We start from the raw sequence: 12,744 nt of genomic DNA, 5'->3' as shown, positions 1-12,744 counted from the left end.
GGCCGGCTTCGCCATCGGCAGTTACCCAGTTGCGGAAAATCGCTTCTGAGCGCTTAAAACGCCCGCCGGTCGATTTGGTGTCGTACCAGGTGTCGTGCCATACGCCTTCGATTAACTGTCCCATACTTCCTCCCTAAAAAATAAAAGGGGCAGGGAGTAACCCCCGCCCCGACTTCTTCAAGTGTAGACCCCGTCTGGCCGCAATGGCACCCGCCTGATTAAGGCCTGGCCGCCTGGCCGCGGCAATTTACCACTTTTTACCCAGCAGGCGGTCGATGCTGTAAGCGCCAGGGCCGGTGATGGCCAGCAGCAGGAAACCACCGGCAATGCTGAAGTTCTTCATAAACATAATTGAGTTGGCGCCTTCCGCAAAGTTAGCGTGGAACAGCAGCGCGGTCAGCACGGTGAACACGGCGGTGATCAGCGCGGTGGTGCGGGTGAAGAAACCGAACAGAATCGCCAGGCCGCCACCGAACTCCAGCAGGATGGTCAGCGGCAGGAAGAAGCCCGGTACGCCCATTGCTTCCATATACTGCTGGGTGCCTGCATAGCCGGTGATTTTGCCCCAGCCTGCTACGATGAACAGAACTGGCATCAGGATACGTGCGACCAGGAAACCTGCATCTTCTAATTTTTTCATTTTAATCCTCAACAACAATAGGGGGGTCGCACTGTCTGTTTGACCTGATTTAGCCCGGCCTGACGCTGTCTTAGCTTTCAGTGCTGGTCGTTGAGGTGGATATTACTGGTGAGTCTGACGCATTGTAAGCGAGATAATTCGTCGAAGTTGTTCAGGAAATTTGCAGAGGGGATAAAAGCGCGGCCGCGTGGTGTTTGCGGCCGGCCATTAGCGGCGGGGAATGACGTTGCGCACCATGCGCCAGGTGCTCCATGCGCCCAGTCCACGCCGTGCCCAGCGGGTGATAAAGCGCGGGTTACGCACCGACCAGATAGCCAGCACGCCGCTGCCGATCGCCAGATAGCGTTTGGCGCTGAGCAGCGCCAGCCAGCCGTGATCGTAACGGGTGGTGCTCTCCAGCCAGGCCTTACGCCCGGCGCTGAGGTCGAGGCGCTGTTGATACACCTTACGCAGCAGTTCGGCTTTACGCTCGCGGCGTTCACGGCTGGACATTAGTCATCCTCCAGCAGCTTGCGATCGGTGCTCAGCTCCTTCCGGGTGGCGCTGAGCAGGGTCGAACGCCGCGACTTGGCCAGCGTCCACAGGCCGAAAATCAGCGCCAGCGCGAACAGCACGCCGGTGGTAATGGCTATCGCCATCAGCCGGTACTGTGCGTCGACCGCCCAGATAATCAGCACCATCAGGCTCATCAACCCAAAGGCGGTAAACAGCATGGTCAGGCCGATCATCAGCAGCATCTGGATAAGGTTGGCTTTCTCCTCTTCCAGCTCAACCACCGCCAGCCGCACGCGGGTTTCCACGATGCCAACCAGCGTAGTAACGATACGCTGGCCGACGTTAATGACCCCCTGGCCGGGGCCGTGGCTTTGCTGACGGTCTGCCATATCAGCGACGGGTCAGCAGCACACCCAGCACCACGCCAATGGCGGCACCGATACCGACGCTGGTCCACGGGTTGTCGCGGACGTAGACATCGGTGCGCTCTGCCGCTTCACGGGTGCTCTGGGCAATACGGTCGCCGGACTCACCGAGGCGGGCACGGGTGTCTTTCAGCGCGCTTTGCGCCTTGCTGCGCAGCTTGTCCAGTTCGGCCTTCGATTTTTCGCCGGAGGTGCTAAGCACCTCGTCCAGGGTATCGGCAAGGTTTTTCAGCTCGGCGCGCAGATGTTCTGAGGTGGTATCTTTAGACATAAAACACTCCTGATGAGTAATCGGTATTTAGCCAGCGCTGTGCCTTAATAGGGGGCAGCCTGAACGTCCTTCAGCTCGCGTTGAGCCTCAGCCAGTTTTTTCTCACGTTTGGCGATCTTCTTCCGATCGCCACCCTCCGCCCGCTCCTGTTTCAGCTCCTGCTCGCGTTCGGATACCTTCTGCTGATGTTCCTTAATCTTCTGCTGGTGTGCAGCCCGCACGCTGGCATCGGAACAGTTAGCCCGCGTTTCGGTCAACGCCCGCTCCAGCCCGCTAACCCGGTGCGGGTTATTATGCTGGCGCGCAATATCAATTTCATGCTGAATGGCCTGCTCTTTCTGCTGGCACAGACCGGCGGCCTGCGTGAGCGAGGTGAGGCTAAGCAGAACGGCAGCGAGGATCGGTCGAGTGATCATGGATAAGATTCCTTTCTTTAGCGATACCTGCTAACGGCATCGGATTACTGATACAGGGAAATAGCGAGTGGTGGTCAGTAAAGCATAGACAGAAAACCAGAAAAGCTCAAAAAGTCGGGAGAAATAGCCACCGCAGGAGGGCGGCCAGGTGATTCAGGTCCGCAGGTTCAGGCGACCAAACCAGCGCGTGGTGGTCGTTGCCTCGGGGTGGTCAATGGCGAAACCGAACGGCAGCAGTTCGCGCAGCACTTTCTCGGCCGCCAGGCTCTGCTCCTGAGAGTCGAATTTGATCACCAGCGTATTCTGCTCCGGAGTGATGCTTTTTATGCGGATACCCTGTGCGCTGAGCGACTGATAGACGTAAAAGCCATCCGGTGGGCTGCTGCCCTGCCGTGAGCTGCGGATCTGCAGCGAGCTGTCGGTGCGGAACAGCGCCGGCATCAGCGTCAGGCCGAGCAGCGCTACCCCGGCCAGCAGCAGCCAGGGGGCCAGCCGCAGCGAACGCGCGGAGAGGCGGAAAAAGGGCCAGCGCATCACTGGCCCCCTGCTTTAGGAGAGGACTGTTTTTTTCGCCACAGCACGTACAGTGAGCCAAACAGGCCGCAGACCAGCAGCACCAGCGGCAGCAGCATCAGGCAGATCATCAGCTGATCTTCATACTTGCGAAACAGCGGCGTTTTCCCCAGCGCAAAACCGAGCACGGTAAGGATCAGCACCCAAAGCAGTCCGCTCATCCAGTTAAAGAACTGAAAACGGGCGTTGCTGAGGCCGGACAACCCGGCGATGGTCGGCAGCAGCGTGCGCACAAACGCGATAAAGCGGCCGATCAGCAGGGCCGACAGGCCATGCCGGTGGAACATCTGATGCGCCCGCTGATGATACTGAGCGGGCAGATGCGCCAGCCATTTTTGCACCAGCGGGGTGTTACCGAGCCAGCGGCCCTGAATATAGCTCACCCAGCAGCCGAGGCTGGCCCCGGTGGTCAAAATAAGCAGCGTCAGGGGGAAGCTCATGGTGCCCTTGGCGATCAGCACGCCGACCAGAATCAGCAGACTGTCTCCGGGCAGAAAGGCGGCCGGCAGCAGGCCGTTTTCCAGAAACAGGATCATAAACAGCACGAAGTAGAGCGTCCAGACCAGCGACGGATCGGCCAGGGTGACATAATCCTGCTGCCAGAGCGCGTGCAGTAAATCTTTAAAAATATCCATCAACAGTCCTGAACATCATAATGGGCCCGATTTCCGGCAAGCTGGCACGCTGAATTAATCGTTTTTTTGGGTGCGCCATTGCCAGCCGAGGGGCGGCTGAACACGCGTGTTTTAGCACAATGGGCCGCTTGCTTAACCCGGACATTGCGGGTGAGTAACGGCAAATAACTGTAACAAATTTAAGCAGAGCTGGACAGGATGAAACGCCAGTCTGGTGATGTTTTACCGTTGTGCGCAGCGGATGTGAAAGAGCTTTACACAGGCTGACATAATTGGACGAATGCTGACCCCGGGCGCTGAAAAGTGCCACTTATTCGCGCTGCAACTGTCGACCCTACGCAACGGGCCGTTTTTTACAAAGTCAGCGGCGAATCTGCCGTGGCAAAGCCGCTGCCCGCTATACCGGCCAGCGTCCGGAGGGTAGCGGTCGCAGGGTGGGGATGCGGCCCGTGGGCCGGCAGGAAATTCAGCGGCAGGAACCGGCAAACGTGCAGGTCTGGCGGCGGAGATGAGGTCCGGCATCAGAGAGCGGGCCGCAGGGCGGCGGCCCCGGGCGTGCGATTACTGCTGAGAACGTACCAGCGCCTGAGCGTTGCGGCGATCTTCGGCCTGGCAGGCCGCCGCACAGAACAGAATATCGGCGGAAGAATTCAGCGCCGTCTCTGCGGAGTCCTGCAGCACGCCGATGATAAAGCCGACCGCGACCACCTGCATCGCCACATCGTTCGGAATGCCAAACATGTTACAGGCCACCGGGATCAGCAGCAGCGAGCCACCGGCCACGCCGGACGCGCCGCAGGCGCAGATCGAGGCCACCAGGCTCAGCAGGATCGCGGTGCCGACGTCAACGTGGATGCCCAGCGTGTTAACCGCGGCCAGCGTCAGCACGGTGATGGTGATTGACGCGCCGGCCATGCTGATATTGGCCCCGATCGGGATCGATACCGAGTAGGTGTCTTCATCGAGGTTCAGCTTCTTCGCCAGCGCCATATTTACCGGGATATTGGCGGCCGAACTGCGGGTGAAGAAGGCGGTTACGCCGCTTTCACGCAGGCACATAAACACCAGCGGATAGGGGTTGCGGCGGATCTGCCACCAGACCAGAATCGGGTTGAACACCAGCGCCATCAGCAGCATACAGCCGAGCAGCAGGCCGAGCAGATGGGCGTAGTCCCACAGTGCGTCAAAGCCGGTCGAGGCGAGGATCGAACCCACCAGGCCAAAAATGCCGATCGGCGCGAAGCGGATCACGATGCGCACCAGCCGGGTCACCGCATCGGACGCGTCGTTGAGGAAGGTGCGGGTGCTGGCGCTGCTGTGGCGGAAGGCAAAGCCGAGGCCGATCGCCCACACCAGGATGCCGATATAGTTAGCCTTCATCAGCGCTTCAATCGGGTTAGAGACCATGCTCATCAGCAGGCCGTGCAGTACCGCCATAATGCCGCTCGGCGGCGTGATCTCCACCGCGGCCGTCGACAGCGTCAGGTTCTGCGGCAGCAGATGGCTGGCGACCACCGCCACGATGGCGGCAAAGAAGGTGCTGAGCAGATACAGCATCACGATCGGGCGAATATTGGTTTTCGTCCCCTGCTGATGGTTAGCGATCGAAGAGACCACCAGCACCAGCACCAGCAGCGGGGCGACCGCCTTCAGGGCGCTGACGAACAGCTCACCCAGCAGGCCCACCGCCAGCGCATTGCTTTTCGAGAACCAGGCCAGGGCGATACCCGCCAGCAGGCCAATCATAATCTGAGTTACCAGGCTACCCTGCAGCAGGCGCTGAATCAGGCCGCCGCCACGTTTTTCAGTTGGCATAATTTTTAGAATCACTGTGGTAATGAATGTCAGCCGCCCGGCAGTTCAATGACGGGAGCATGAGGTGTTTGCGCAGGGGAGTATAAGGAAATGTACGTGCAGGGAAAGGGATAATTCGCGATATCTCGCCTCTGTAACGGCAATTTTGTGCATAAACCGCGCAGAATATGCGGTTAAAACGTTTAAGGGCCGCAACTGCGGCCCTCATTTAATGCGGGCTTATCGCCCGGCCTGACGGTCGTTGCGGTGGTTAACCCAGGCGTTAATCAGCAGCGTCAGCGCCAGAATACCGCCCACCACGCCCAGCGAGATGGCGATCGGGATATGTAACAGGTCGACGATCAGCATTTTCACGCCGATAAACACCAGAATCAGCGACAATCCGTACTTCAGCATTGAGAAGCGCTCGGCCACGTTGGCCAGCAGGAAGTACATCGCGCGCAGGCCAAGGATGGCAAACAGGTTTGAGGTCAGCACGATAAACGGGTCGGTGGTCACCGCGAAGATCGCCGGGATACTGTCAACGGCGAAGATCACGTCGCTCAGCTCGACCATAATCAGCACCAGCAGCAGCGGCGTGGCGTACAGCAGGCCGTTCTGCCGCACGAAGAACTTCTCGCCCTCGATTTTATCGGTCATCCGCAGGTGGCCGCGCAGCCAGCGTACCAGCGGCTTATCGCCGATGGCGTTATCATCCTCTTTCGCCAGCGCCATCTTAATCCCGGTAAACAGCAGGAAGGCGCCGAACAGATAGAGCAGCCAGCTGAACTGGGTCACCAGCCAGCTGCCGGCGAAGATCATAATGGTGCGCAGCACGATCGCGCCCAGCACGCCGTAAATCAGCACCCGGCGCTGCAGCGCGGCGGGTACCGCAAAGTAGCTGAACAGCATCAGCCAGACGAAGACGTTATCCACCGCCAGGGCTTTTTCAATCAGATAACCGGTGAGGAACGCCAGCGCCTGCGCATCGGCAACTTCGCGGCCGGCGGTGGTGGTGAGATACCACCAGAAGGCGGCGTTAAACAACAGCGAAAGGGTCACCCAGACCAGCGACCAGGCGGCGGCCTGTTTCATGGTCATGGTGTGCGCGCCGCGTTTGCCCTGCAGCAGCAGGTCGACGGCCAGCATAATTACCACCACCACGGCAAAGGTGCCCCAGAGCAACGGCGTACCTACAGTATTCATATGCGTATCCCGTAAAAACAAATGGCTGACATCGGAAGACGTCAGCCACAGTGGTGTTAATGCTGTAAGCAGACCTCGCCTTCCGGCAAGGTCTCACTTACAACACAGGATCAGAATCTGCCTGGGTTGCCCGGTAACCGGGTGCGTGAGCACCGTAGTGACGATTAGCCGGCAATGAAGTTACTCCCCTTTGCTAAAAATGAAGATAGGTGAGCGCAGGAGGAAGGTCAATTGCGCCCGGCAATATTTAGAAATATTTACAGGGCGGTTCAGCGCGGCGCGGCGCGGGTGATTTGATTTTTTGCCCCGGCTCTTTCAGGATAGGCGCAGAGCGGATTTGACCCCTGAGGGAGCATCATGAGCGCGGGCAGTAAACATGCACTGAACTGGACCAGTTTGCTGGTGGCGATCCCGGTCGGGCTGGTCGCCTCGCTGGTGACGCTGGGCTTTCGCGAGGCGATCGCGCTGATTAACGCCGTGGCCTTTCGCGGCGGCGGTGAGGATATCACCCGCGCGATGCAGGTCTGGCCGTGGTACAGCTGGCCGCTGATCGTCGGCATCGGCGGCGTGATTGCCGGATTTTTCCTGCGTTATGCCACGGCGCTGGAGCAGAAAGAGACGCGGCGCACCGACTATCTGGAGGTGATTAACGCGCGGCTGGACGCGGTGCCGGCGCGCACCTCGCTGTTTCGCAGCCTCTCCTCGCTGGCCAGCATCAGCAGCGGGGCGTCGCTCGGGCGTGAGGGGCCGATGGTGCAGCTGTCGGCGCTGAGCGGCAGCCTGATGGGGCGCTGGCTGTTCCGTTCGCTGCCGCTGAAGAACAGCGACCTGGTGGCGATGGCCGCCGCCGCCGGCCTTGCTTCCGTCTACCATGCGCCGCTGGCGTCGGCGATTTTTGTCGCCGAGATCGCCTTTGGCATCTCGGCGATGCAGCGGCTGATCCCGCTGATTATCTCCGCCGGAGCGGCGGTGCTGACCATGTGGTCGCTCGGCTACCGCTCCGCCATCTACCCGTTTTCTCACGCCCAGTTTGACCTCACCCCCGGCAGCATCGGCCTGACGCTGCTCACCGGGTTGCTGGCCGGGTTGCTCGGCTGGGCGCTGCTTAGCCTGATCGGCCTCAGTCGCCGCGGCTTCAGCCATATTGCCAGCCTGCCGCTGCGGCTCGGGCTGGGCGGCCTGCTGGTGGGCGGGCTGGCCATCGGCAGCACGCAGATCCTCGGCAACGGCTATGAAGTGATCGTGCGGGTGATGGCCGGCGACTTCCTGCTGCCGGTGCTGCTGATGCTGCTGCTGTTAAAAATGCTGGCGACGGCTATCTCCGTCGGCTCCAGTGCGGTAGGCGGGCTGTTCACCCCGGCGCTGCTGACCGGTGCGCTGGCCGGCGAAGCGCTGGCGCTGGTTGCCGCCGCGCTGGGGCTGCCGGTAGGCAACGCCGAAGTCTTTGCCGCTATCGGCATGGGCGCGGTGCTGGCCGCGGTCAGCCAGGCACCGCTGATGGCGATGCTGATGGTGCTGGAGATGACGCTGAACAGCAGCCTGCTGTTCCCGTCGATGATCGCCTGCGTGCTGGCCTCAATGATCGCCTGGCAGCTGCACGCCGGCAGCACCTACCCGGTTATCGGCCGCCACTTCAGCCGATCGGACGCCAAGTTCGACTTTGATAACGGCATCATCGCGCAGTTCATCGTTCCCGGCGCGGCGCTGACCCCGGAGGACTCGGTCGGCAAGGCGCTGGCGGTCAGTTCGATCAAGCGGGAGCGGTTCGTCTATGTGGTCAGCCACGCCGGGGCGTTTCTTGGCGTGGTATCGATCCACGATATTTCCCACAAGGTGCTGGATAAGGAGATTACCCTGACCTCCCCGGTCAGCTGCGTGATGGACAGCCAGTTCCCGACCGTGTTCGCCAGCCAGACCATCCGCGAGGGCTGGGAAGCCTTCGCCGAGGTGACGCTGGAGCGCCTGCCGGTGCTGAACAATCCGACCGAGCGCACGTTCCTCGGCGCGCTGACCAAAACCAGCCTGATCCAGAAGGCGCGCGACTTTATCTGACGCACGGCCAGTACCGCAGGCAGCACCGGCCGAAGCGTTGCTGCCCGTGGCGCTGACCGGCGTTGCTGCATTCAGCGGCGCGACCTGTCCGTTGTAATCCACCTTCCGCAGCACGCCAGCCGACGGCTAATTAGCTGCATGATCCTGCAATTGAACGCGGAGTCAGGCGGTTGTTTCATTTTCCCTGCCAGACACGGCATTTATCATCAAAAATTGTTTTCCGGCTGGTGTGTCGTACAGGCGTTGTGGCCTGGCGGTTTTTTACCTGGGGTCAGGATCACGGCACAATGAGGATAAATGGGTTAATTCAGCGGTGTTTTCGGGGAAAAAATGAAAAAGATAGCCATTATCGGCAGCAGCGGCGGCAACCTGTATAACCTCGGCGGGGCCGATCCGGCTAAGCTGCTGGCGGAGATCTATGCCCAGTGCGCCGCGGCCGGCATGACCGTGGCGGCGGTGCAGTTTATCGCCGCCGAGGCCTCGATGGACGGGGTGAAAGCCGCCACGCCCGCCGCGCTGTGGACGCTGCCGGCCGGGCATGACCTCTCCTCAGTAGCGGATAGCGGGCAGAGCGTCACGGCAGGAGAGGCCGCTCTGCCTGACGGTGACAGCCGCGCATCGGCGCGCGGCTACCGTGATTCGGCCGCACCGCAGCGCAGCTTCAGCGGCACGCTGGCAGCCGTGAACGCAGCGGCAGCGGCAACGGACGTGGCGATCGCGCAGCAGATCCGTGACGGGCAGATCGACGGCCTGATGGTGATGAGCGCCGACCCCCAGGGAGCCAACCGGGAAGCCCTGCAGGCCGCGGCAGCAACCCGGCTGCCGATCGTCGGCACCGGCGGCACCTCGATGGCGCTGATCGCGGCGGCCAACGCCAACGTGGTTGCCGTCTCCGGCACCATCGGCACCACCAGCCGCACCCGCGCGGTGTCGTTTGTGGCCTGCCTGGCAAAGCACTGGGGTATTAAATACCGCCCCGACCTCGGCGGCAGCCCCTCCGGCAGCAGCGCCTCCGGTAAAAGCCTGCTAAAGCGCTTTAACATCCGCGGCATTATGCTGCCCGCGCTGCCGGGCTTTATCGCCATGGCGCTGGTGCTGGCCGCCAGCCATATTCCGGGGCTGGAAAAGCTCAACGACATCTTTGAAATCCTGCTGAAAGGCCTGCCGGTGCTGGTGGCGGTGCTGGCGGCGAAACAGATCTCTGAACTGGATGAAGTTTCGATCGTCTCCGGCGTCATTGCCGGGGTGCTGTCGGTCGAAGGCGGTATTCTCGGCGGCATTATCGGCGGGGTGCTGGCGGGGATCTTTGTGCGTTACCTGTTTGAACTGTGCCTGAACTGGCGCTTCCCGATGACCACCGTCAATATCGTCGCCGGGGGGATCTCCGGGCTGGCGGCCGGGCTGATTATGCACTATCTGCTCAGCCCGCTGGCGCTGATCGCCGGTGACGCGATCAAGCTGGCGATTGCGGAAACCCTGGCGTTCAGCCCGCTGCTGGCCGGGCTGATTGCCGGGCTGGTGATCTGGCCGGCCATACTGGCGGGCGTCTACCACGCGGTGATCCTGCCGCTGGTGCTGCTGGAGATGGAAAAATCCGGCGTCAGCTTCCTCGGTGCGGTGGATATGGTCGGGCTGGTGATGGTCGCCGCCGGCATCAACCTGGCGAACGTCATCGCCCCGCGCGAGCGCAGCGAGGCGGCGGTCGCCACGCCGGGCCTGATGATTAACCTCGGCTTTGGCACCTTCGTCGAGTCCGCCTATCCGTTTATGTTCGCCAACAAGGTGGTGTTCTGCTCGGCGATCCTCTGGTCGGGGCTGGGGGGCATGCTGCTGGGTTACTTTAACGTCAAGGGGGTGGCCTACGTACCGGCCTTCGCCTCACCGTTCGTCTCGAATAACGCGCTGTATATGGCGATGGTGATGACGCTGGTGATGGTGCTGACCTGCATCAGCACGCTGGTGGCGAACCGCTTTAAGGCGGTGGCGAAGAAAGAGGCCGGGGCACCGGCTGCCTGAAGGCTGACGGTGCTTAACTGATGGTTATTCGGCGGTGAGACGTTGCGCCGCCGGATGGCCGGATGCGTGCAGCGGCGTCGCGTCCGTCATCGCAGGTTGGCGGCGGGCGGCTGTGCTGTGGTCGCGCCTGCCGGGCACAGCGCCCGTTTCGTTACTCTTTCTCAGCCCGCTCCCGCCAGTTCAGCCACAGGCGCATATCAAACTCCAGCTGGTGGTAGTCCGGCTCCATATGGCAGCACAGCTGGTAAAACGCCTTGTTGTGATCCTTCTCCTTCAGGTGCGCCAGCTCGTGCACCACGATCATACGCAGAAAATCCTCCGGCCCGTTGCGGAACAGCGTGGCGATGCGGATTTCATTGTTGCTCTTCAACTTACCGCCCTGCACGCGGGAGACAAAGGTATTGGTGCCCAGCGTGCCCTTTACCGGATTCTGCCTGTTATCAAACAGCACCTTCGACAGCGCCGGGGCGTTTTTCAGATAGCGCTGCTTAAAGTCGCCGACGTACTGATACAGCGCCTTATCGGTCTGCACGCCGTGGCCGTGCGGATAGCGTTTCTCCATCCACAGTCCCATTTTGCCCTGGTCGAACAGCGTCTGTGCCTGGGCGACGATCGCCGGGGGATAACCGTTGAGATAGCGTAGCGGGGTCATAGTTCTCTGAATCTTTTGCCGGAAACGTGCGCGGCGGGCGCGCTGTACGCCGCTATTGTGCGGGCGTACCGGCACATTGGCAACGGCTAACTGGCGGGCGGGAATGCGTACCGGCGCACAGAAAACCGCCGTTCAACCCTAAAGTGTTTCTCTCCCGGCCCATTTAAATGCATCATGCGCCCGCAGAATTTAATGAGGAAGGTCGTGATGTCAGTTTCACTGGAAGTGCCGGCAGCCCCGCAGGCGGTGCCGGACAAAGCCGGTATTCGCCGGGTGGTGGTCTCAAGCTGGATTGGGAATACCATCGAATTCTATGATTTCCTGCTGTATGGCCTGGCGAGCGCGCTGGTGTTCAGCAAGGTGTTTTTCCCCAACGTCAGCCCGCTGGCGGCGATGCTGGCGTCGTTCGCCACCTTCGGCGTCGGCTTCGTGGCGCGGCCGCTGGGCGGCATCTTCTTCGGCCATATGGGCGACACGCTGGGGCGCAAGCGCACCCTGCTGATCACCCTTGGCGGCATGGGCGCGGCCACGTTCCTGATAGGCCTTCTGCCTTCGTATGACAGCATCGGCATCTGGGCACCGATCCTGCTGGTGCTGCTGCGCTTTGTGCAGGGCTTCCTGGTTGGCGGCGAGTGGGGCGGCGCGATGCTGATGGTGGTGGAGAGCGCCCCGGCCAACCGGCGCGGCGTGCTCGGTGCCATTCCGCAGACCGGCGGCTTCTCCGGCCAGCTGCTGGCCACCGGTGCGTTTGCGCTGGTCTCGCAGCTGCCGGAAGATCAGCTGTTAAGCTGGGGCTGGCGGCTGCCGTTTATGCTCAGCGTGGCGCTGGTCGGCGTCGGCCTGTATATGCGCCGCCGCGTTGACGAAACCCCGGTATTCCGCGCGGTGCAGGCGCAAAAGCAGCAGCAGTCGCGGTCGCAGCCGGAGAAACGCGAAAGCCCGGTGGTGACCGTAGTACGCGAACGCTGGCGCACCATCCTGCTGATTATGACCCTGCGCTTTGCCGAAAGCGTGCCGTTTTTCGTCGCCACGGTGTTTGCCGTCTCCTACGCCACCAGCCAGCTGGGGGTGGAGAAGCAGACCATGCTTAACGTGATTATGGCCACCTGCCTGCTGGCGTTTCCGATGCACGCGCTGTTTGGCGCGTTGTCCGATAAGGTCGGCCGCCGCCCGGTGTATCTGTTTGGCGCGCTGATGGCCGCCGCGATGGCGTTCCCGTTCTTCTGGCTGCTGGAGAGCGGCTCCTTTGCGCTGATGGTGCTCGGCTACATCCTGCTGATTAACATCGCTCACAACGCGATTAACGCGGTGCAGCCGGCCTTCTTCACCGAGCTGTTCGGGCCGAAGGTGCGCTACAGCGGGGCGTCGATCGGCGCGCAGCTGGGGGCGATCGTCGCCGGCGGCTTTACGCCGTTTGTGGCGAAGGGGCTGACCGCGCTGGATCATAACGACTGGACGCTGGTGGCCGGCTATATGGTGGCCGGTGCGCTGGTAGCGGCGTATGCGGTGTGGCGCGCGCCGGAAACCTCAAAGCGTGATATGACGCTGGATCGCTGATTGCCTGCTACG

13 protein-coding genes and 1 pseudogene are annotated in these 12,744 nt (G+C 61.4%); 3 read left to right on the top strand and 11 right to left on the bottom strand.

Annotated elements, in window-relative coordinates; genetic code table 11:
* The 10 genes and pseudogenes from NV64_RS23905 to NV64_RS05215 form a co-directional block, all read right to left on the bottom strand.
* Nucleotides 1-124, bottom strand: a pseudogene (locus NV64_RS23905) (glutathione S-transferase family protein); the annotation flags it as partial.
* 123 nt (nucleotides 125-247) lie between these two features.
* Nucleotides 248-640 carry a DoxX family protein gene (locus NV64_RS05255; protein ID WP_056235552.1) on the bottom strand — a complete coding sequence of 131 codons (393 nt, stop codon included), beginning with the start codon at nucleotides 638-640 and terminating at the stop codon, nucleotides 248-250.
* A 207-nt stretch (nucleotides 641-847) separates the two neighbouring features.
* On the bottom strand, nucleotides 848-1,132 hold the full coding sequence (locus NV64_RS05250; RefSeq protein ID WP_056235555.1) for a YqjK-like family protein: 285 nt from the start codon (nucleotides 1,130-1,132) through the stop codon (nucleotides 848-850).
* On the bottom strand, nucleotides 1,132-1,524 hold the full coding sequence (locus NV64_RS05245; protein WP_056235558.1) for a phage holin family protein: 393 nt from the start codon (nucleotides 1,522-1,524) through the stop codon (nucleotides 1,132-1,134). The genes NV64_RS05250 and NV64_RS05245 overlap by 1 nt, the downstream gene beginning before the upstream one ends.
* 1 nt (nucleotide 1,525) lies before the next feature.
* Nucleotides 1,526-1,831 (bottom strand): YqjD family protein, encoded by a 306-nt coding sequence (locus tag NV64_RS05240; RefSeq protein WP_056235560.1) that lies wholly within the window; start codon nucleotides 1,829-1,831, stop codon nucleotides 1,526-1,528.
* Nucleotides 1,832-1,875: 44 nt separating this feature from the next.
* Nucleotides 1,876-2,247 carry a DUF1090 domain-containing protein gene (locus NV64_RS05235; protein ID WP_056235563.1) on the bottom strand — a complete coding sequence of 124 codons (372 nt, stop codon included), beginning with the start codon at nucleotides 2,245-2,247 and terminating at the stop codon, nucleotides 1,876-1,878.
* Between the two features lie 153 nt (nucleotides 2,248-2,400).
* Nucleotides 2,401-2,781 (bottom strand): EnvZ/OmpR regulon moderator MzrA, encoded by a 381-nt coding sequence (gene mzrA / locus NV64_RS05230; protein ID WP_056235566.1) that lies wholly within the window; start codon nucleotides 2,779-2,781, stop codon nucleotides 2,401-2,403.
* Nucleotides 2,781-3,455 carry a DedA family protein gene (locus NV64_RS05225; RefSeq protein WP_056235569.1) on the bottom strand — a complete coding sequence of 225 codons (675 nt, stop codon included), beginning with the start codon at nucleotides 3,453-3,455 and terminating at the stop codon, nucleotides 2,781-2,783. Before NV64_RS05225 ends, mzrA begins: the two co-directional genes overlap by 1 nt.
* A gap of 561 nt (nucleotides 3,456-4,016) precedes the next feature.
* Nucleotides 4,017-5,270 carry a serine/threonine transporter SstT gene (sstT, locus tag NV64_RS05220; protein WP_056236373.1) on the bottom strand — a complete coding sequence of 418 codons (1,254 nt, stop codon included), beginning with the start codon at nucleotides 5,268-5,270 and terminating at the stop codon, nucleotides 4,017-4,019.
* Nucleotides 5,271-5,489: 219 nt separating this feature from the next.
* Nucleotides 5,490-6,455, bottom strand: coding sequence for a TerC family protein (locus NV64_RS05215; RefSeq protein WP_101505466.1), 966 nt, complete (start codon nucleotides 6,453-6,455; stop codon nucleotides 5,490-5,492).
* A 357-nt stretch (nucleotides 6,456-6,812) separates the two neighbouring features.
* Here NV64_RS05215 and NV64_RS05210 point away from each other — a divergent pair, with 357 nt between their 5' ends.
* Nucleotides 6,813-8,507, top strand: a complete 1,695-nt coding sequence (locus tag NV64_RS05210; protein ID WP_101505465.1) for a chloride channel protein — start codon at nucleotides 6,813-6,815, stop codon at nucleotides 8,505-8,507.
* Nucleotides 8,508-8,837: 330 nt separating this feature from the next.
* Nucleotides 8,838-10,523: a PTS sugar transporter gene (locus NV64_RS05205; RefSeq protein ID WP_101505464.1), complete on the top strand. Its 1,686-nt coding sequence runs from the start codon at nucleotides 8,838-8,840 to the stop codon at nucleotides 10,521-10,523.
* Nucleotides 10,524-10,674: 151 nt separating this feature from the next.
* Here the strand turns inward: NV64_RS05205 and NV64_RS05200 are convergent, their stop codons facing one another.
* On the bottom strand, nucleotides 10,675-11,175 hold the full coding sequence (locus NV64_RS05200; RefSeq protein ID WP_101505463.1) for a M48 family metallopeptidase: 501 nt from the start codon (nucleotides 11,173-11,175) through the stop codon (nucleotides 10,675-10,677).
* Nucleotides 11,176-11,382: 207 nt separating this feature from the next.
* Here NV64_RS05200 and NV64_RS05195 point away from each other — a divergent pair, with 207 nt between their 5' ends.
* Nucleotides 11,383-12,732, top strand: coding sequence for an MFS transporter (locus NV64_RS05195; protein ID WP_056235583.1), 1,350 nt, complete (start codon nucleotides 11,383-11,385; stop codon nucleotides 12,730-12,732).
* Nucleotides 12,733-12,744 lie beyond the last annotated feature (12 nt).

Source organism: Erwinia sp. B116, assembly GCF_002865965.1.
GTDB lineage: Bacteria > Pseudomonadota > Gammaproteobacteria > Enterobacterales > Enterobacteriaceae > Erwinia.
The sequence above is the reverse complement of the archived record's forward strand: the minus strand, read 5'-3'. Positions and strand labels throughout refer to the sequence as shown.